The following is a 20,676-nucleotide window of genomic DNA, read 5'->3' on the forward strand; positions in this document are numbered from 1 at the left end:
CCGCAAACCACACATGCCTGAAAGCGCGTACCATACCCTGCCTGGCGAAAACTTTCTTTGAAGCCCTGCATAAAAATGAAAAATGACGGCCAGGATCACACTTTTTTGCGGCGCGTTGCGCAGCAAACGCGGCAAAAAGCCCGGCGCGGCGCGCTAAACCGCAATTAATGTTTCATTAACACCTGCGCTTCACCGTATAATCCCCCTGCTAACATCAGGAGCCTATTATGAAGCCAGCGAAAATCGCGGTCGTCACCCTCTTCTTACTTATGGCCATCGGCGGGATCAGCGGCGTAATGCTGGCCGGCTATTCCTTTATTGTGCGTGGCGGTGTCGGCTGATCCAGCGGGTCAGACGCTCAAACGCGCGGTCGACGATAATCGCCGCCAGCGCCACCAGCAGCGCCCCCTGTACAATATAGGCGGTATTAAAGCCGCTCAGGCCGATGATGATCGGCGTCCCGAGCGTACTGGCCCCCACCGTCGAGGCAATGGTCGCGGTACCAATATTGACGATGACCGAGGTGCGGATCCCCGCCAGGATCACCGGGGCCGCCAGCGGTAGTTCCACCTTATACAGACGCTGCCAGCCGGTCATTCCCATCCCTTCAGCCACGCCTGACACCCCAGGCGGTATCGAACCCAGCCCGGCCAGTGTCCCCTGCAGCACCGGCAGTATGCCATACAGCGCGAGGGCTATGAGCGCCGGCAGCCAGCCAAAGCCCAGCACCGGCACCGCCATCGCCAGCACCGCCACCGGCGGAAAGGTCTGCCCGATAGCGGCGATGGTCTCCACCAGCGGACGAAACGCGCTGCCGGCGGGCCGGGTGACCGCCACCCCAGCCCCCAGCCCGATTGCCGTTGCCGCGAGGCTGGACGCCACCACCAGCCAGCCGTGATCGAGAGTGAGCGCCCAGAAGCTCTCCTGCTGGTAGACCGGCCGCGGCAGTTCCGGGAACAGCCGACTGAACAGCGGCGCGCTGTAGGGCAGCCCTGCCAGCAGGCCGATAAACAGCGCGATAAGCCACCACAGCGGCTCACGAAGCGCCTTCATGGCTCATCTCCTGGCGCAGCAGATCGGCAAAATGCAGCGTACCGCAGGGCCTGCCTTCGGCATCGACCACCGGCAGCGTCTCGCAGCGCCGGGCGACAAACTGCGACAGCGCTTCCCGCAGGGTCATGGTGACGGTCAGCCCCTCGCCCGCCAGCCGTTCGTCGGGACGCAAATAGTCCCCCACCTCGCGCAGCGACAGCAGGCGCACACCCAGCTCGCTGCGACCAAAAAAGGTCTGTACAAAGCTATTTTTCGGTCGCAGGAGCATCTCCAGCGGCGCCCCCTGCTGGACCACCTCGCCCCCGTCCATCAGCACCAGGTGGTCCGCCAGACGCAGCGCTTCGTCAATATCATGGGTCACCAGCACAATCGTCCGGCCCAGCAGACGGTGGATGCGCAGCATCTCCTGCTGCAGCGCCTCGCGGGTCACCGGGTCGAGGGCGCCGAAGGGCTCATCCATCAACAGCACCTCCGGATCTGCCGCCAGCGCCCGCGCCACCCCCACCCGCTGCTGCTGGCCGCCGGAGAGCTGATGCGGGTAACGGTCGCGCAGCGTCGCCTCCAGCCCCAGCAGCGCCATCAGCTCGTCGATCCGGTCGGCGATCCTTGCCCGCGGCCATCTTTGCAACTGCGGCACGGTGGCGATATTCTGCGCCACCGTCCAGTGGGGAAACAGGCCGATGGACTGGATGGCATAGCCCATCCGCCGCCGCAGGGTCAGGACCGGCTGCTGGCGAATGTCCTCGCCGGCAAAGCGAATGGTGCCCCGGTCCGGCTCCAGCAGACGGTTGATCATCTTCAGCGTCGTCGACTTGCCCGAGCCGGAAGTCCCCACCAGCACCGAGAAAGCGCCTTCGCGCAGCTCCAGGGTCAGGTCCTTCACCGCCGGGTGGCCGGCAAACACTTTGCTGACCCCTTGAAATTCAATCATTGGCCTCTCCTTTTAGCCAGGCGCCCCACAGGGCGAACAGGGCATCCACCACCACCGCCAGGGCAATGGTCGGCACCACGCCCAGCAGCACCAGATCCAGCGCACTGCTCAGCAGCCCCTGAAAAACCAGCGCGCCAAAGCCGCCGGCGCCGATCAGCGCGGCCACTACCGCCATGCCGACGGTTTGCACGCTGACCACCCGCAGGCTGCGCAGCAGTACCGGCATCGCCAGCGGAAGCTGCACCTGACGAAAGCGCTGCCCGGCGCTCATGCCCATTGCCGTCGCGCTTTCCAGGGCATCCTGCGGTACCTGCTGCAGGCCGGTCACCACCCCGCGCACCAGCGGCAGTAGCGCATAGAGAGTGAGAGCGATCAGGGCTGGCGCCACGCCGGTCCCGGAGACGCCCAGCTCGCCCAGCGTCGGGAAATAACGCGCCAGACCGGCAAGCGGCGCAATCAGCAGGCCAAAAAGCGCTACCGACGGAATAGTCTGGATCACATTGAGCGCGGTGAAAGCCGGCGCCTGCCAGCGCGGACGCCGCCACAGCCATACCCCCAGCGGCAGGCCAATCAGCAGGCCCGGCAGCAGGGTGCCGAACAGCAGAAGCAGATGCTGGCGCAGGGCGTCATCAAATACCTCCTGACGGTTGGCATACTCCTTCAGCAAGGAGAGCTGATCGAGCGCCCCGATAGCGAGCAGGATGATGGGCAACAGCCAGACTTGCGCATTGAGCAGCCAGCGCCAGAGCGGCCGGACGGTAAGATGACGGATGGCCTCGCTGGCCAGCAGCAGACAAAGCGCCAGCGACAACCACAGGCCGCTGCCGGGCGAGGTGCGCGCCAGCGGCGAGCCGTGGCGGGAGAGCTCAAGCGCCGCCTGGCCGCTGCCCCAGATAAGCAGCGGGAAGATCAGTTCGGCCAGCAGCAGGTGGAGAAACGGCACGATCCTGCCCGGCAGCCAGCAGAGCAGCATCCCGGCAAGAGCCGCCGCCAGCTGAACGCCGGCGAGCCAGGGCAGCGCCTGCCACAGCCCGCGCCCTTCCCCGGAGAGTAAGCGATTCGGCGCATAAGTGACAAACGGCAGCGCCAGCGTAACCAGCAGCAGACCTGTCAGCAGCAGGCCGACGCGGTGAGTACAGCGAATGGTCACCGGTGGATTACTTCAGCAGGCCTTTCTGCTGCAGATAATCTGCCGCCACGCGCTTCGCATCCTGGCCCTCCACCGCAATGCGGGCGTTCAGCTGCTGCAGCGTTTTTTCATCGAGGCTGGCGAAGACCGGCTGCAGCCAGTCGGCAATCTGCGGGTAGGCCTTGAGCACCGCCTCGCGCACCACCGGCGTCGGGGCATATATCGGCTGCACGCCCTGCGGGTCGCTCAGCGTCTGTAACCCCAGGGCCGCCACCGGGCCATCGGTGCCGTAGGCCATCGCCGCGTTAACGCCGGAGGTCTGTTGCGCCGCCGCTTTGATGGTCACCGCCGTATCGCCCCCGGCCAGCGACAGCAGCTGGTTCTGGTTGAGGTTGAAGCCATACGCTTTTTCAAACGCCGGCAGCGCGTCCGGGCGCTCAATAAATTCCGCCGAAGCCGCCAGCTTAAATTCGCCGCCCTGCTTCAGGTAGCGACTGAGGTCGGCCAGCGAGGTCAGCTTATTTTTCTCCGCCAGGTCCTGGCGCACGGCGATAGTCCAGGTGTTGTTGGCCGGCGCCGGGGTGAGCCATACCAGCTGATGTTTCTCCTGATCGAGGCGCTTCACCTTCTCATAGCCCTGTTGGGCATTCTTCCACGCCGGGTCGTTTTCATCTTTGAAGAAGAAGGCGCCATTGCCGGTATATTCCGGGTAGATATCCAGCTCGCCGGCGACAATCGCCCCGCGCACCACCGGCGTGGTGCCGAGCTGGATTTTATTAATCGTTTTTACGCCGTGGCTTTCCAGCACCTGCAGGATCATATTGCCCAGCAGCGCGCCTTCGGTATCAATTTTCGAGCCGACCTTCACCGGCTCCGCCGCCTGCAGCGGTAAACTTATCAGGGCGGCCAGCGCCAGCGCGCCGGACCATGTCGTTGCCATCTTCATCCCGCATCCCTCAGTTCTTTTGCGCTTCGCTTACAGAAGCTTAAGAGAAAAGCGTAGCCCATTTGCCAGCGATGCGAAAAAGAAAAGGCCGATTAATCGGCCTTTAAAGCGTGACGTTGGACTTAAGAGCGATGCCTTACAGCAGCTCAAACTCGCTCTGCTTCACGCGGGCGGAGTCCACGCCGATAAAGACATTGAATTTGCCCGGCTCAGCAACGTATTTCATTTGCTGATTCCAGAACTTCAGCGCGTCGACGTCGATTGGGAAGCTAACGGTTTGCGTTTCGCCCGGTTTGAGGGTGACCTTTTTAAAGCCGCGCAGCATTTTCACCGGCCGGCTCATGGAGGCGGTGACGTCCTGCAGGTAGAGCTGGATCACCGTCGCCCCTTCGCGATTACCGGTGTTGGTCACCTGCACGCTGGCGGTCACGCTGCCATCGCGCGGCATGGTGGCCGACGACATGTTGACATCGGAGACGCTAAAGGTGGTGTAGCTCAGGCCGTAACCAAACGGATACAGCGGGCCATTGGCTTCATCGAAGTAACGCGAGGTGTACTTGTTCGGCTTCTCCGGATTATACGGCCGGCCGGTATTCAGGTGGCTGTAGTAGGTTGGGATCTGCCCCACCGAGCGCGGGAAAGACATCGGCAGCTTGCCCGACGGGTTGTAGTCGCCAAACAGCACGTCGGCGATGGCGTGGCCGCCTTCGGTGCCGGCAAACCAGGTCTCCAGCAGCGCATCGGCTTGCTGATCCTCTTTCACCAGCGCCAGCGGACGCCCGTTCATCAGCACCAGCACCAGCGGTTTGCCGGTGGCTTTAAGAGCGGCAATCAGATTGCGCTGGCTCTGCGGCAGGGTGATATCGGTCCGGCTGGAGGCCTCATGCGCCATGCCCTGCGCCTCGCCCACCACGGCGACCACTACATCGGATTGCTTCGCCGCCGCGACCGCTTCGTCGATCATTTCCTGCGGCGAGCGTGGGTCAACCTGCACCGCGTTCTCATACAAATTGAGGAAATCGACAATGCCTTTGTCATCGGTAACGTTCGCCCCTTTGGCGTAAATCACTTTGCCGTTATCGCCCAGCGCTTCTTTGATGCCGGTCAGAACGGTCACCGACTGGTCGGCCACCCCGGCCGCGGACCAGCTGCCCATCATGTCGCGCTTGCTGTCCGCCAGCGCGCCCACCACCGCGATAGTGCCGGATTTTTTCAGCGGCAGCGTATCAAGACGGTTTTTCAGCAGCACCAGGCTCTCGCGAGCCACTTCGCGCGCCTCTTTACGATGCAGACGACTTTCCGCATTGGTGTCCTGCGGGTCAGAATCTTTCGGTCCCAGGTGGCTGTAGGGATCGTTGAACAGTCCCATATCATATTTCACGTTGAGCACGTGTCGGGTGGCATCATCCAGCTCGGCCATGGTCACCTTGCCGGACTTCACCAGCCCCGGCAGGTACTTACTGTAATACTCGTCGCTCATGCTCATGTTGATGCCGGACTTCAGCGCTACGCGCACCGCGTCTTCCGGGTCGGAGGCCACGCCGTGCTTAATCAACTCTTTGATGGCGCCGTGGTCGGAAACGGTGATGCCTTTAAAGCCCCACTGGTCGCGCAGGACGTCTTTCAGCAGCCAGGAATCAGAGGTCGCCGGGGTGCCGTTCAGCGAGTTCAGGGCTACCATCACCGCGCCGCTGCCGGCATCAAGCCCGGCTTTATACGGCGGCATATAGTCGTTGAACAGGCGCTGCGGGCTCATGTCGACCGTATTGTACTCTTTCCCGCCCTCCACCGCGCCGTAGGCGGCGAAATGCTTGACGCTGGTCATCACCGAATAGCGGTCCGCCGGGCTCTTGCCCTGCATCGACTCCACCATCGCCTGGCCCATCATCGTGGTCAGATAGGTGTCTTCTCCGAACCCTTCGGAAGCGCGTCCCCAGCGCGGGTCGCGGGAGACGTCGACCATCGGCGCCCAGGTCATGTTCAACCCGTCATCGGCGGCTTCATAAGCTGACACGCGGCCCACGGTCTTCACCGCATCAAGGTTAAACGACGAGGCCAGGCCGAGGCTTATCGGAAACACGGTGCGCTGACCGTGCAGCACATCGTAGGCAAAGAACAGAGGGATCTTCAGGCGACTAAGCTGCATCACCTGATCCTGCATTACACGGATATCCGGGCGGGTAACGGTGTTAAAAATCGCCCCCACCTGACCGTTCTTGATCATTTCACGGATCGCCTCTTTCGGGTTATCCGGGCCAACGCTTATCAGACGCAGCTGGCCGATTTTCTCGTCCACCGTCATTTTTTTCAGCAGGTCGGTGACAAAGGCATCCCGCGCCTGCGGGGTCAGGGGGTGGTTACCAAACAGTTCATCCGCCAGCGCGGGTTGCAGCGCCAGACTCACGGCGACGCCTACAGTGCAGAGCCATTTCATTGTTATCTCGCTTTATCTCAGACGGGGACTCGGTAAAACATAATAAAAACCGCAGTTTGCCATATATATAAACAACGCGCCCGCAGAATGCTAAGGTTCTTCTCTGATTTTTGCGAAACATTCATGCATCAAATTGTCATACAAAGCGCTATGCTTATCCTCGATATTTCGCGCACCACCACAAGGAGTGGAACATGTCATCTGCACCCACTGACACCCATAAAACGTTTCTGGCTGACCTGGCGCGCCTGGTTGGCCCTTCGCATCTGCTGACCGACCCGGCAAAAACCCAGCGCTACCGCAAGGGCTTCCGCTCCGGTCAGGGCGAGGCGCTGGCGGTTGTCTTTCCCGGTACCCTGCTGGAGCTCTGGCGCGTGCTCAACGCCTGCGTAGACGCCGATAAAATTATTCTGATGCAGGCGGCCAACACCGGCCTGACCGAAGGTTCGACCCCCAACGGCAATGATTACGATCGCGAGATCGTGATTATCAGCACCCTGCGCCTGGACAAACTGCATCTGCTGGACAAAGGCGAGCAGGTGCTGGCCTGGCCCGGCACCACCCTCTATTCGCTGGAAAAAGCGCTCAAACCGCTGGGACGCGAACCGCACTCGGTGATCGGTTCGTCATGCATCGGCGCGTCGGTCATCGGCGGGATCTGCAACAACTCCGGCGGCTCGCTGGTGCAGCGCGGGCCGGCCTACACTGAGATGTCGCTGTTCGCGCAGATTGACGCCGACGGCAAGCTGAAGCTGGTCAATCATCTGGGCATCGATCTCGGCAGCACGCCGGAGCAGATCCTCAGCCGCCTCGATGACGAACGGATTAGCGATAGCGATGTGCTGCACGACGGCCGCCACGCCCACGATCACGACTATGTCACCCGCGTGCGCGATGTCGATGCCGACACCCCGGCGCGCTATAACGCCGACCCGGACCGCCTGTTCGAATCCTCCGGCTGCGCCGGCAAGCTGGCGGTTTTCGCCGTGCGTCTCGATACTTTCCCGGCGGAAAAGCGCCAGCAGGTGTTTTACATTGGCACCAACCAGCCGCAGGTATTGACCGAGATCCGCCGTCATATCCTCGCTGAGTTCCAGCATCTTCCGGTGGCGGGGGAATATATGCACCGCGATATTTACGATATCGCCGAGAAGTATGGCAAAGACACCTTCCTGATGATCGACAAGCTCGGCACCGACAAAATGCCGTTCTTCTTCACCATGAAGGGGCGCACCGACGCGATGCTGGAGAAAGTCTCGCTGTTTAAGCCGCACTTTACCGACCGCTTTATGCAGAAGCTCGGCCACGTCTTTCCGGCGCATTTACCGGAGCGGATGAAAACCTGGCGTGATAAATATGAACATCATCTGCTGCTGAAGATGGCTGGCGACGGCATCGAAGAAGCGCAGCGTTGGCTGACGGAGTACTTCCAGCAGGCCGAGGGGGATTTCTTCGCCTGTACGCCGGAGGAAGGCAGCAAGGCGTTCCTCCATCGCTTTGCCGCCGCCGGCGCGGCGATCCGCTATCAGGCGGTGCATGCCGACGAAGTCGAAGATATTCTGGCGCTGGATATCGCCCTGCGCCGTAACGATACCGAGTGGTTCGAACATCTGCCGCCGGAGATCGACAGCCAGCTGGTGCATAAGCTCTACTATGGCCACTTTATGTGCCATGTGTTCCATCAGGATTACATCGTCAGGAAAGGGGTCGACGCCCACGCGCTGAAGGAAAAAATGCTGGAGTTACTGAAAGCGCGCGGCGCCCAGTATCCGGCGGAGCATAACGTGGGTCATCTGTATGAGGCCCCGGAGAGCCTGCAGCAGTTCTATCGCCAGAACGATCCCACCAACAGCATGAACCCGGGGATTGGTAAAACCAGCAAGCAGAAATACTGGGGTGAAGCGGCCCCGACGCCAGCCTCTCCGGCGGATCCGCAATAATCGACGGCAGGACTATTCAGCCTGGCGCTTCTGTATTACGCTGCACGCCGGAGAATGTTTCTCCGGCAGATTCAGGAGCGCCGCCATGCCCGCAGAGGCCCCGTTACTCGACAGTGATTTAGAAATTCGCGAAGCGCTGCCCGACGATGCGCACGCCATCGCCGCGCTGTATGTCTGGCACGTGCTTAATGGCCGCGCCTCCTTCGAAGAGATCCCCCCCACCGTTGACGAAATGCGTAAACGGATCCAGACCGTGCGCGACAACGGCCTGCCGTGGCTGGTAGCGCTGTGGCGCGGGGCTATCGTCGGCTACTGCTACGCCACTTTCTATCGCCCGCGTCCGGCCTATCGCTACACCCTCGAGGAATCGATATACGTGGAATCCGGAATGGGCGGACGCGGCATCGGCAGCGCGCTGCTGTCCAGGCTAATCGCTGAGTGCGAGAAAGGCCCGTGGCGGCAGATGCTGGCGATCATCGGCGATGGCCATAACAATGCCGGCTCGCTGGCGATCCATAAAAAGTTCGGTTTTACCGTGGCGGGTCAGCTGCGCAGCGTCGGCTACAAGATGGGCGACTGGCGGGATACGTTGATTATGCAGCGCGCGCTGGGTGACGGCGACTGGACGCTGCCGGAGTGATATCCGGCGCCAAATCCCCGGCTCGCGGCGTAAACGCCTTAGCCGGGCTACCGTTCAGCGCGGTTCCGGAGAGGCGTCAGCCGCCATCCTGCACAAACACCGGCACTCGGCCTGATTGCCCGGCGGCGCTGCGCTTGCCGGGCCTACGAAAGGGGCGAACCCGGTGCCAAATCACGTAGCCCGGATAAAGCGCGAGCCACCATCCGCCACAAACACCGGCACTCGGCCTGATTGCCCGGCGGCGCTGCGCTTGCCGGGCCTACGAAAGGGGCGAACCCGGCGCCAAATCACGTAGCCCGGATAAGGCGCAATGCGCCGCCATCCGTGAGACATGCAGATTAATCGTTCTGCGCGGTCTGCGCGCCGCCTTTCAGCATCGCCTCCGCCATCTGCGCTTCGCGCTGCTTTTTATAGCTCAGCGCCGAGGCGGGTACCGGCATTACCTTCCCGGTTTCAATCCAGGTCCGCAAGCGGCTGGCGTCAGCGAAGTGGGTATATTTGCCGAAGGCATCCATCACCACCAGCGCCACCGGACGTTGGTTAATCACCGTGCGCATAATCAGGCAGTGGCCGGCAGCGTTGGTGAAGCCGGTTTTGGTCAGCTGAATGTTCCAGTTATCGCGATACACCAGATGGTTGGTGTTGCGGAACGGCAGGCTGTAGGCCGGATGGGCGAAGGTGGCGGTCTCTTCTTTGGTGGTGCTCAGCTGGCCGATCAGCGGATACTGCTCGCTGGCGATCAGCAGTTTGGTCAGATCGCGGGCGGTGGAGACGTTATGCACCGACAGGCCGGTGGGCTCCACGTAGCGGGTATGGGTCATGCCCAGCGCCTGGGCTTTGGCGTTCATCGCGCGAATAAAAGCGTCGTAGCCGCCCGGATAGTGATGCGCCAGGCTGGCGGCCGCGCGGTTCTCGGAAGACATCAGCGCCAGCAGCAGCATATCGCGGCGACTAATCTGGCTGTTGAGGCGCACGCGGGAGTAGATCCCCTTCATTTCCGGCGTATGGCTGATATCCACCGTCAGCATCTCATCCAGCGGCAGATGGGCATCGAGCACCACCATGGCCGTCATCACTTTGGTGATCGACGCCATCGGGCGCACCAGATCCGGCTGGCTGGCATAAATGATTTTTTTCGTGGCCAGATCGACGATCATGGCGCTGCCGGAGGCAATTTCCGGCTGCGAGGCGGTCACCGCCGTCGGGGTTTTTGCTAACGCCTGGGGCGCAAAAGGCACAGCCAGCAGCAAGGTCAGGCTGAGCAAAGAGACTCGAAATTTCGGCATCATGGGCATTCTGAAAAGTATTTTTGCACGTTATGGAACGTACGCCGCGAGGTTAAGTGGGCAACTTCGCTGGCAAACGCCATCATACCGCGCCGTAAGGCCCTGTGCCTAATAAGAATCGTGAAGAAATGCTGCATTGCCGACATAAAATACATATTTGCCGGCAATGCATATTTACCCGTGTCGCCCGATCAGAAGAGTCGGTAGCCATACCCCCAGAGCACCACGGTGATGGCCAGCAGCACTTCCAGCACCAGTACCCCAATAGCTAGCGTCGAGCTGGCAAAGCTTAACCCCTCTTCCCGATTAATGCTCAGGAAGGTCGGAATGCCGAGATACAGCAGATACCCGGTATAGAACAGCGCAATAGTACCGACCAGCGCGCACAGCCAGACCAGCGGATAGAGCGCCACAATCCCGCTCAGAAACAGCGGGGTGGCGACGTAGCCGGCAAACACCATGCAGCGTTTCAGGGAAGGCTGCTGCGGATACTGCCTCGCCATCCACCAGATGACCCGCCCCATGATCGCCACCCCGGCGAGCATCACGGCGTAAAACAGCACCGCCAGCGCCAGTCCGGTCAGCATCGACAGTTTAATCACGGTGCCATCGCCGAAGTTCCAGCCCAGCTGCGTGGTGCCGATAAAGGCGCAGATTACCGGAACCGCCGCCATCAGCAGCACATGATGCGTATAGTGATGAGAAATGGTTTCATTCTCGCTCTTAATCACGCTCATTTCCCGGTTGGGATGAGCGAAGAGCCCCCAGACATGGTTCATAGCGTCCCCCTTGTCACGGCTTCGTACTGCACTGATCCAAGTATAATTCACCCTGTAGATTATTTTATGTACAGCACAGAAAATTCTGCGTCGCCGCGTTTTGGTCAGCAGGGTGTATGATTAAGAGGTGATGAGGTAAGGAGAAAAGCTTTTTATGGATATCAATCACCTGATTTCCCAGTATGGCTACGCGGCGCTGATCGTCGGCAGCATGGCGGAAGGTGAGACCATTACCCTGCTGGGCGGCGTCGCGGCGCATCAGGGGCTACTGAAATTTCCCCTGGTGGTGATCGCCGTCGCCCTCGGCGGGATGATTGGCGATCAGCTGCTCTATCTGGTCGGTCGCCGCTTCGGGGGACGCATCCTGCGCCGTTTCGCCAGTCAGAAAGCGCGGATCCGTAAAGCGCAGCGTATGATCCAGCACCGGCCGTGGCTGTTTGTCATCGGCACCCGCTTTATGTATGGCTTCCGGGTAATCGGCCCCCTGCTGATCGGCGCCAGCCGCCTGCCGCCGCGCATTTTCCTGCCGCTGAATATTGTCGGAGCGCTGGTGTGGGCCCTGCTGTTTACCACCATTGGCTATCTCGGCGGCGAGGTGGTTGGCCCGTGGCTGCATCATCTGGACGCCCATCTGAAGCACTGGATCTGGCTGATCCTCGCGGTGGTGGTGGTGGTGGCCGCCCACTGGTGGCTCAGGCGGCGCGAGAGTAAGAAGAAAGACTAAGCGGCGCGCCCGCGGGCGCACCGTGGTTGGCGGTTACTTCACCGTCTGGTGGTAGCCGCCGCCGAGGGCCGAGGTCAGCTGAATGCTGGCGTCAATCCACTGGCCGTGCAGGCGCAATGCGGTGATCCGTTCCTGCAGCGCCGGGAGCTTCGCCATACTGACTCTGGAGCCAGGTAAGATCCCCGCCGCCATTCGGGCCTGCGCCAGATCTACTACCCGCTGAGCGTCTTTTTCAACCTGCTGCTGCTGCTGGCTTTTGGCCATTAATGTTTCGACCTGGCTGGCGGTTTTCGCCACCTGGTTAACGGCATCCACCACCGCTTTGTTGTACTGGGCGATCGACAGGCTATTCTGCGCGCTGGCGATATCCAGCTTGGCGTTAAGGCGGCCGCTGTCAAAGATCGGCAGCGTCAACCCGGCAGTAACGCCCATCTGCTGCGCCGAATGGCGGAAAAGATCGCTTAAGTGCAGGGCATCCTGCTGCAGGAACGCCATCAGATTGATGTCCGGATAAAATGCCGCTTTCGCCGCGTCCACTTCGCTCAGGGACGCCTCAATATACCAGTGGGCGACCTGCAGATCCGGGCGGCGCGCCAGCAGCTCATAGCCGAGGGTATCTGGCAGCTGCGCGCTGACCGTTGGCAGGCTGGCGGGTTTGAGGTTTAGCGACTGGCTCTGGCTGTTGGTCAGGGCCATCAGCCGCGCTTCAATCTCTTTCATCGTGCCCGTCACGTCCGCCAGCTGCTGGTCGGTTTTGCTGACGTTAATATCGTTCTCCGCCCCTTCGGCGGAGTTAGTGATCCCGCGCTGATACAGGGCCTTGTCGACCGTCACGATATTATTTTGCTCGTTTTTCACCTGCTGCAGCACCGCTTTGATCGCCGCTTCCGTCTGCCACTGCCAGTACAGACGCGCCACGCTGCCGGAGAGCAGCTCACGGGTCTGGGCCTGTTCAGCAACCTGGGCTTTCAGCTCGCCGATACGCGCTTTCACCAGCGCACGGTTTTTGCCCCACAGATCGAGATCCCAACCAGCGGTCAGGCCAAAGGTACCGTTGGTGTACCACGGGCCGGTATTGCCGTCGGTGTCGGTAGCAAACGGTCCCATCAGGCCTTCGGCCGACATGCGCTGGCGTTCAATATCGGCGGAGAAATCCATCTCCGGGCCAAGATTCGCCTGCGACATTCGCGCCTGCGCTTCGGCAAGCCTGATGCGCTGTTCGGCAATCTGCATATCCGGCGCGTTGGCCAACGCTCGCTGAATCAGATTATTAAGCTGTGGGTCATGGTAATCTTTCCACCAGTCAGTCTGCGGCCAGCCATTTTTCACGGCGGCAGGGAGATCCATGGAAACATGGGAGGCTGGAATTTGCTGCTGCGGCGGATTAGCAACCTCATGAGATGGCGCGCAGCCAGCCAGCGCGATGGCCAGGGGCAATGCCGCCAGCACGCTTTTATTTAATATCAATTTCATTGGACAGGTCAGATAACTTAATCAGGTTGGTTATCATAAGTTAATTGAATTAAACGCGTTTAGTAAAGCGTGTGACTAAATTATTAGTTTGCTAAAAATAAACAACCTTATCAATTCAGGGGGTGAATATGAGCCGGCATCTTTTAACGAGCCGCACCTCTTTTCCACCCTGCCCGCTCTGGATGAAGAGAAAGAACGTCCGATGACCTTTTTACTGCGCGCGTAAACCGGGCTAACCCCCCGCCCGGCGATGGCCGGGCGGGCATCCTTTAGGCTTTCAGGCTGGCGCCGCGGCTGGCAATCACCTCTTTATACCAGCTAAAGCTCTTCTTCTTACTGCGCGCCAGGGTGCCGGTACCGTCATCATGGCGGTCGACATAGATAAAGCCGTAGCGCTTCGACAGCTCCGCCTTTGAGGCGCTCACCAGGTCAATCGGTCCCCAGCTGGTAAAGCCCATCAGCTCAACGCCATCGTCAATGGCTTCCCGCGCCTGCACCAGGTGGTCGTTCAGGTAACTGATGCGGTAGTCATCGTTAATGCTGCCGTCGGCTTCCACCTTATCTTTGGCGCCCAGACCGTTTTCCACGATAAACAGCGGCTTCTGGTAGCGATCCCACAGCACGTTCAGCAGCGTGCGCAGGCCCAGCGGGTCTATCTGCCAGCCCCACTCCGAGCTCGCCAGGTGCGGGTTCGGCACCATGCTGAGAATATTGCCGCGCGCCTGCTGGTTCAGCGCCTCGTCGGCGGTGACGCAGCCGGTCATGTAGTAGCTGAAGGAGATAAAGTCGACGGTGGTTTTTAGCGCTTCACGATCGGCGTCGGTGATGGTGAGCGTGATGCCGTTGTCACGGAAATAGCGCTGCATATAGCCCGGGTACGCGCCGCGCGCCTGTACGTCGCCGAAGAACTGCCAGCTGCGGTTCTCCTGCAGCGTCTCAAACACATCCTCCGGTTTGCAGCTCAGGGGATACATCAGCCCGCCGAGCAGCATATTGCCGATTTTGCCCTCAGGCACCAGCTCATGACAGGCTTTGACCGCCAGCGCGCTGGCCACCAGCTGGTGGTGAATCGCCTGATACACCTCGCCTTTGCTGCTGCCGGCCGGCAGGCCGACGCCGGTCATCGGGGCATGTAGCGACATATTGATTTCGTTAAAGGTCAGCCACAGTTTGACCTTATTTTTATAGCGGCTGAACACCGTCCGGGCGTAGCGCTCAAAGAAGCCAATCACCTCCCGGCTGCCCCAGCCGCCGTAGTTTTTTACCAGCGCCCATGGCATTTCATAATGCGACAGCGTCACCAGCGGGGTGATGTTGTGCTTCGCCATCTCGTCGAACAGCTTGTCGTAGAACGCGAGGCCGGCTTCGTTCGGCTCGGCTTCGTCGCCGTTGGGGTAGATGCGGGTCCAGGCGATAGAGACTCGCAGGCAGTTAAAACCCATCTCGGCAAACAGGGCGATATCTTCCGGATAGCGATGGTAAAAATCGATCGCCACATCTTTTATGCCGCTGTCGCCGAGTACGCGCTCGACCACTTCGCCGAAAACGCCGTGCGGCTGCACATCGGAGGTGGATAAGCCTTTGCCATCTTCCAGATAAGCACCTTCCACCTGATTGGCCGCGGTCGCGCCGCCCCATAAAAAATCCGTCGGGAATGTTTTCATCTTTTTCTCCTGTGATTAATGGCTGACTGACAACAGCGGCTGACCGGCTTCGACGGTGCTGGACGCCACCGTATCAATCTCCCGGTAGTCGTCGCTGTTGCTGATAATGATCGGGGTCGCCAGGTCGTAGCCGGCGTCCAGAATCGCCTGGCGATCAAACTCAATCAGCAGATCGCCGGCCTGTACCCTGTCGCCCTCTTTCACATGTGCGGTAAAGGGCACGCCGTCGAGTTTGACCGTGTCGATGCCGACGTGGATCAGCAGCTCAATGCCGCTGTCGCTTTGCAGGCCGATGGCGTGTTTAGTCTGAAACAGGGAGGCCACTTCGCCCGGGAACGGGGCAATCACTTGGCCCACCGCCGGGATAATGGCGACCCCTTTACCCAGCAGGCCGCTGGCGAAGGTGCTATCCGGCACCTGCTCGAGGGCGATAACGCTGCCGCTCATCGGCGCCAGAATATCGTTTGCCGAGGCCGGGGCTACCGTCACGGCGCCCGGTGCAGCGCTGGCGCGCGGCAGGCCGGCGAAGAAGGTCAGCACGCAGGCGAGCACGAAAGCCACGCCGGTGCCGATAAGCCCGCCCCAGACGCTGGCGTCAATCCCGCCGGGCGGGATCATCTGCGCCGGGAAAAAGATATTCGGCACGCCGAACGAGTAAGCATGACTATTACTGAAGGCGGTGATCGCCCCGCCGATGGCGCCGGCGATACAGCCGAAGATAAACGGACGACGCAGCGGCAGGGTCAGACCATAGATAGCCGGCTCGGTGATGCCGAACAGCCCCGCAGAGAAGGCGGAACCGGCCAGCATCCGCTGACGCGCATCGCGGGTGGCCAGCAAAATCCCCAGAACCGCCCCCACCTGGGCAATCACCGCCGGAAGAATAATCGGCAGCATGGAGTCGTGACCAAGTACCGTCATGTTGTTGATCATCAACGGCACCAGCCCCCAGTGCAGGCCGAAAATAACGCACACCTGCCACATGGCGCCCAGTACCGCGCCCGCCAGCCATGGGGCAAACGCATAAATGAACTGGTAGCCGTTGGCCAGCAGATGGCTCAGCCAGGTGGCGACCGGGCCAATCACCAGGAAGGTGAGCGGGACCACCACCGCCAGGCAGATCGCCGGGCTGAAGAAGTTTTTCATCGATGACGGCAACAGCGCGTTGCTCTTGCGCTCCAGCCAGCAGGAGACCCATGAGGCGAGAATAATCGGGATCACTGATGAGCTGTAGTTGATAAAGGTCACCGGAATGCCGAGAAAGTGCTCCACCGCCGCGCCCGGCGCCTGGCTGGCCTCAAAGGCCTGAATCATCAGCGGGTGGGTTAACGCCCCGCCAATCACCATCGAGATAAACGGGTTGCCGCCAAACTTCTTCCCGGCGGTATAGCCAAGAAACAGCGGGAAGAAAAAGAACAGCGCGTCGCTGGCGGCAAACCAGATTTTATAAGTCCCCTGCTCCGGCGTAAGCCAGCCGCAGGTCACCGCCAGCGCCAGCAGGCCTTTCAGCAGACCGGTTGCCGCCATCACGCCGATAAACGGTGTAAAGATGCCGGAGATGATGTCGATAAGCTGGCTTAACACCGATCCTTTGGCCGCTTTTTCCTCGGCAACCGGTTCGTTGTCATCGCTTAACCCCGCCTCCTGGCGCACCGCCAGCCAGACGTCGTGAACGTGGTTGCCAATCACCACCTGAAACTGGCCGCCGCTCTCCACCACCATAATCACGCCCGGATTGGCCTTCAGCCCTTCGGCATCGGCTTTGCCGTTATCCTTCAGTTTAAAACGCAGACGTGTCGCACAGTGAACCAGACTCACAATGTTCTCTTTGCCGCCGACGCGGTTGAGAATATCCTGCGCGAGTGCTTTATATTCCATGCTCTTTTCCTTACTGCCGCTGCCCGCAGACAACCGGCGACTGAGTAGTAAAAAATAAAAAAACCCGAGAACCACGCCGGTGGGCGTCGCGCTCAGGTTTTGCCTGCATCATGCAGTAACAATCCAGTTTTGTTGGGGAGAATTAACGCCCCTCTTTTCTTACCCGTTCGATATGAATGGCAAGAAACATAATTTCTTCGGTGGTCAGCGACCGCTGATACTGCTTTTGCAGATGCGTCGCCACCGTTTCCGCACACTTCCACGCTTTGGCGTAGTTATCTTTCACCGCGCTGTGCAGCGAGACGTCGTCATCTTCCACCACCGTGCGCGTCAGCATCCGCTGGGCGAAAAACTTCAGGTGGGTGACGAAACGCTGATAGCTCAGCGACTCTTCATCGTAGTTAAGCTGCAGCTGATACTTCACCAGCTGCAGGATCTCCTGCATCACCCGGGTCACGTGCATGACCTCCGGCATTTCGCTGTTGAGCTGCGCCGTCACCAGATGCAGGGCGATAAATCCGGCTTCGTCCTCCGCCAACTCCACGCCGAGCCTTTTGGCAATGATGGCCCTTGCCTCCTGGCCCAGCGCGAACTCCTTCGGATACAGCCGCTTAATCTCCCACAGCAGCACGTTACGCAGTGCGATGCCCTTTTTCTGCCGCTCGATAGCAAAATGACAGTGATCCGTTAACGTGATGTACAAACTTTCCTGTAACTTGCCCAGCCGTCCGCGTGCCAGGTCGATAATGCGATCGCAGGTGGTCATCACTTCTAACGGTATTTGACTGAGCAGCTCGCCTAAGCGGCCGACCAGCTCATCGCTTTGTAAGGCGAAAACTTTTTCAATTTTACTGTCGTCCAGCACGTCGCCCGGGCGTTTCTGAAAGGCCAGCCCTCGCCCCATCACCACCTGTTCGCGCCGGTGCTCGTCGAGAACCACCACCACATTGTTATTGAGTACTTTGGCGATTTGCATATAGACCCCAGAAACAAAAAAACCTGACCCCCGACGAAACGCCAGGTGATCAGGTTTTGCCTGCCGCAGCAGTTGCAATCCAACACCCGCACTGTAACAACTTCTGCTGCGCGCTCAACCTGACAAGTGAAAAAACGTGATTAAGATCGCGACTATCAGAAGGTCACGACGGTTTTCCACTCCACTACCCACGCATCCTGGGTCTGCGCGACGCCGCCCGGACGGTGCCAGTACTGCAGGCCCGGCTGCAGCTCCAGCCAGGAGACCGGGCGGAAGCGATAATAGAGCTCACCGTTCAGCGAATGACCGGCCACCGGCTGGTAAGCCGGATCGTTATAGTCGGTGGCGCTGCTTATCTGATTCATATAGCGCTGATTACGTGCGTAGTGGCTGCTCATGTCGATCCACGTCAGGCCGAAGCCAATCCAGTCCTCCGGGCGGGCGTCAAACAGACCGCGGTAGCGCATGGAGGCGGCGACGGCGGAGTGGATATAGTTGCTGCGCTGGTCGCTGAGGCTGCCGCTCAGTGAGACGCTCATCCCCCGCAGCGGGTCGTCGGCGTGGCGGGTGATCTGCTGGTTCAGGCCGGCGTACATAAACCAGGTGCTATCGTGCTCGGCGTAACCTTGCGGATCGGTCGCCCCGGCGCCGCCGGATTTACCGCTGTAGAGGTCGCTCTGCGGCGCGTTAGTCCAGACCACGCCAAGGTTATAGGCTCCCGGCAGGCCATTAATCAGCGGACGGGTTTCGATCTCCATCGGCAGTAAGATGCCTTTGCTACCCTTCGTCGACCAGCTCCACGCGTGGCTGCGCGCGGTAGCCTGCGGGTTTTGCTCCATCACCCCGCCTTTCAGGGTGACGGTCGGCGTCAGCTTGTACTCCAGGGTGGTGCCCCAGGTATGAATGTTCCAGTTATTCCAGGTCAGCGAGTTGGCCGATTTCCCACCGCACTGGGTCAGCAGCTGAAAATCGCAGGGTATGATCTGGTCGAAGGTTTGCACCTTGTTCATCATGCCGATGCGCCAGGTCAGGCGGCGGTCGTCAAAGCTGCGGGCAAAGGTGAGCCAGCCAAGGCGGGTAATCGACCCGCCGCCCCAGCTCTCCTGCGATAGATCGTTGAAACTCACCCGCGGATCCTGCAGCCGTTTCGTGGTGAGATTATCATCGTGGTTGCGGTTGACGATATTGCCCTCAAGCCGCGCATCCGGTATGCCGGTCCAGCGCTCCAGATCCTGGGTAAAGGTCAGCGCCACCTGGTCAATATAGGCCAGGTGTTTATCATGGTCATAACCGCCGCCGGCGTTGTAGGCCATCTCGTTAAGATAGCCGAGATTATAATGAAAGCCGTTTTCTTCAAGGATCGGACGAATGCCTAGCATATCGCCCAGCAGCCCTTGCTGCCCGGCTTCAAACCCCAGCGCGCTGCCGTTCCACGCCGGGATGTCCGCGGCGCTCACGGCAGGCGCCATGGCCGCCAGCATAGCGCCGATCAAAAGCTGATTTATTTTTTTGTTATGCATTGTGATATCCACCGTGACTGAATAAAAACAAAGGGGATCCCCAGGCTATTTATTTACCCGTTTTCTTTTTTTAAAAATGAATGGCAAAAAGCGTCCGTCGGTAATAAAACCGCGACAATGCCAGAGAAATCGTTATTCACATCTCATTGTTTTACATCATCATTTTATCCACCCTGAATTTTTACCAAAAAAAAACCTAAGCACTTTGCGCCACGAATGACGAAAGTGCTTAGGTTTTGCCTGAGTTCAGTAGCAATCCTGAATTGATTGACCGCACATTATCACTTTATTCAACCCATGCCTATCATCAATAGGCATGCAAGTAATAATATGTGAAGCGAATAACAGTATGGCGGTTAATAGCGGCCGATCGCCGCCGCTATTTCAGCAGACGTTTGCAGGGCGCGAATTTCATTAAACAGGGTCAGCGCCTCGGTATATTCCTTGCGTAAATAGCCTAACCACTGCTTAATTCTCGCCACATGATACAGACCGGTATCACCCTGCTTTTCCAGGCGGGTATATTTTTGCAACAGCTGGACCACCTGCGGCCACGGCATGCGCGGTTCATTGTATTTGATCACCCGGCTGAGGTTCGGCACATTGAGCGCCCCGCGGCCAATCATCACCGAATCGCAGCCGGTGACAGCCATACAATCCTGGGCGCTTTGCCAGTCCCAGATTTCACCGTTGGCGACCACCGGGATAGTCAGGCGCTGGCGGATCTCGCCGATCGCCTGCCAGTTGATACGTTCGGCTTTGTAGCCATCTTCTTTGGTACGGCCGTGAACCACCAGTTCGCTGGCCCCCGCCTGCTGCACCGCGTCGGCGATTTCAAAGCGCCGTTCACCGCTGTCCCAGCCAAGACGAACTTTCACCGTCACCGGCAGATGCTCGGGAACCGCCTCTCGCATGGCTTTCGCGCCGCGATAGATCAACTCTGGATCTTTCAGCAGCGTTGCCCCGCCGCCGCTGCCGTTTACCAGCTTCGACGGACAGCCGCAGTTTAAATCCACCCCCCATGAACCCAGCGCCACCGCGCGGGCGGCATTTTCCGCCAGCCACTCGGGATATTGTCCCAGCAGCTGGACGCGTACGCGGGTGCCGGACGGCGTGCGGCTCTGGTGATGCAGTTCCGGGCATAGCCTGTAGAACGATTTTACCGGCAGCAGTTGATCCACCACGCGCAGAAATTCGGTGATGCAGAGATCGTAATCGTTAACCTCGGTCAGCAGCTCGCGCACCAGCGAATCGAGCACGCCTTCCATCGGCGCCAGTAGAACACGCATATCGTTACCCGGAA

Annotated in this window: 16 protein-coding genes and 1 pseudogene; 4 read left to right on the top strand and 13 right to left on the bottom strand. The window is 59.8% G+C overall.

All coding sequences use genetic code 11. The features are described from left to right. Positions 1-227 precede the first annotated feature (227 nt). The gene (locus tag KHQ26_RS18100; RefSeq protein WP_002912762.1) at positions 228-341 is read left to right on the top strand and encodes a protein YohO; all 114 of its coding nucleotides are present in this window, start codon (positions 228-230) and stop codon (positions 339-341) included. Here KHQ26_RS18100 and KHQ26_RS18105 read toward each other — a convergent pair. From KHQ26_RS18105 to bglX, 5 genes are all read right to left on the bottom strand, one after another. Continuing rightward, positions 316-1,053, bottom strand: a complete 738-nt coding sequence (locus KHQ26_RS18105; protein WP_004151128.1) for an ABC transporter permease — start codon at positions 1,051-1,053, stop codon at positions 316-318. The genes KHQ26_RS18100 and KHQ26_RS18105 overlap by 26 nt on opposite strands. After that, complete coding sequence (locus KHQ26_RS18110) at positions 1,037-1,984, bottom strand: ABC transporter ATP-binding protein (protein WP_004149083.1); 948 nt, start codon at positions 1,982-1,984, stop codon at positions 1,037-1,039. Before KHQ26_RS18110 ends, KHQ26_RS18105 begins: the two co-directional genes overlap by 17 nt. Continuing rightward, positions 1,977-3,134, bottom strand: coding sequence for an ABC transporter permease (locus tag KHQ26_RS18115; protein WP_020804254.1), 1,158 nt, complete (start codon positions 3,132-3,134; stop codon positions 1,977-1,979). Before KHQ26_RS18115 ends, KHQ26_RS18110 begins: the two co-directional genes overlap by 8 nt. A 7-nt stretch (positions 3,135-3,141) precedes the next feature. Next, positions 3,142-4,059 carry an ABC transporter substrate-binding protein gene (locus KHQ26_RS18120; protein ID WP_020804259.1) on the bottom strand — a complete coding sequence of 306 codons (918 nt, stop codon included), beginning with the start codon at positions 4,057-4,059 and terminating at the stop codon, positions 3,142-3,144. A 136-nt stretch (positions 4,060-4,195) separates the two neighbouring features. Then, complete coding sequence (bglX, locus tag KHQ26_RS18125; protein ID WP_002912825.1) at positions 4,196-6,493, bottom strand: beta-glucosidase BglX; 2,298 nt, start codon at positions 6,491-6,493, stop codon at positions 4,196-4,198. Between the two features lie 194 nt (positions 6,494-6,687). Between bglX and dld the strand changes: the two genes are divergently transcribed. Continuing rightward, the gene (gene dld / locus KHQ26_RS18130) at positions 6,688-8,433 is read left to right on the top strand and encodes a D-lactate dehydrogenase (RefSeq protein WP_002912827.1); all 1,746 of its coding nucleotides are present in this window, start codon (positions 6,688-6,690) and stop codon (positions 8,431-8,433) included. An 85-nt stretch (positions 8,434-8,518) separates the two neighbouring features. Continuing rightward, complete coding sequence (locus tag KHQ26_RS18135) at positions 8,519-9,073, top strand: GNAT family N-acetyltransferase (protein WP_002912829.1); 555 nt, start codon at positions 8,519-8,521, stop codon at positions 9,071-9,073. Positions 9,074-9,411: 338 nt separating this feature from the next. On the opposite strand, the gene pbpG is transcribed toward KHQ26_RS18135, so the two are convergent. Then, entirely contained in the window at positions 9,412-10,362 is a 951-nt protein-coding gene (gene pbpG, locus KHQ26_RS18140; RefSeq protein ID WP_004180615.1) for a D-alanyl-D-alanine endopeptidase, read from the bottom strand. A gap of 188 nt (positions 10,363-10,550) precedes the next feature. Beyond that, positions 10,551-11,138 carry a Yip1 family protein gene (locus KHQ26_RS18145; RefSeq protein WP_002912831.1) on the bottom strand — a complete coding sequence of 196 codons (588 nt, stop codon included), beginning with the start codon at positions 11,136-11,138 and terminating at the stop codon, positions 10,551-10,553. Between the two features lie 154 nt (positions 11,139-11,292). Between KHQ26_RS18145 and KHQ26_RS18150 the strand changes: the two genes are divergently transcribed. Next, a complete protein-coding gene (locus tag KHQ26_RS18150) occupies positions 11,293-11,862 on the top strand; it encodes a DedA family protein (RefSeq protein WP_002912833.1) in 570 nt (189 codons plus the stop codon). A gap of 33 nt (positions 11,863-11,895) precedes the next feature. Here the strand turns inward: KHQ26_RS18150 and mdtQ are convergent, their stop codons facing one another. The 6 genes and pseudogenes from mdtQ to dusC all read right to left on the bottom strand — a co-directional run bounded on the left by mdtQ (position 11,896) and on the right by dusC (position 20,662). Then, the gene (mdtQ, locus tag KHQ26_RS18155) at positions 11,896-13,335 is read right to left on the bottom strand and encodes a multidrug resistance outer membrane protein MdtQ (RefSeq protein ID WP_020804243.1); all 1,440 of its coding nucleotides are present in this window, start codon (positions 13,333-13,335) and stop codon (positions 11,896-11,898) included. A 269-nt stretch (positions 13,336-13,604) separates the two neighbouring features. Further along, positions 13,605-14,999 carry a glycoside hydrolase family 1 protein gene (locus tag KHQ26_RS18160; RefSeq protein WP_020804248.1) on the bottom strand — a complete coding sequence of 465 codons (1,395 nt, stop codon included), beginning with the start codon at positions 14,997-14,999 and terminating at the stop codon, positions 13,605-13,607. 15 nt (positions 15,000-15,014) lie between these two features. After that, positions 15,015-16,989: pseudogene (gene bglF, locus KHQ26_RS18165) on the bottom strand (PTS beta-glucoside transporter subunit IIABC). 30 nt (positions 16,990-17,019) lie between these two features. Further along, positions 17,020-17,853: a transcriptional antiterminator BglG gene (bglG, locus tag KHQ26_RS18170; RefSeq protein WP_002912842.1), complete on the bottom strand. Its 834-nt coding sequence runs from the start codon at positions 17,851-17,853 to the stop codon at positions 17,020-17,022. 155 nt (positions 17,854-18,008) lie between these two features. After that, positions 18,009-19,373 (bottom strand): carbohydrate porin, encoded by a 1,365-nt coding sequence (locus KHQ26_RS18175; protein WP_032410454.1) that lies wholly within the window; start codon positions 19,371-19,373, stop codon positions 18,009-18,011. A gap of 356 nt (positions 19,374-19,729) precedes the next feature. Next, positions 19,730-20,662: a tRNA dihydrouridine(16) synthase DusC gene (gene dusC / locus KHQ26_RS18180; RefSeq protein WP_002912862.1), complete on the bottom strand. Its 933-nt coding sequence runs from the start codon at positions 20,660-20,662 to the stop codon at positions 19,730-19,732. Positions 20,663-20,676 lie beyond the last annotated feature (14 nt).

Origin of the sequence: Klebsiella sp. 10 (assembly GCF_018223925.1) — a bacterium.
GTDB lineage: Bacteria > Pseudomonadota > Gammaproteobacteria > Enterobacterales > Enterobacteriaceae > Klebsiella > Klebsiella pneumoniae.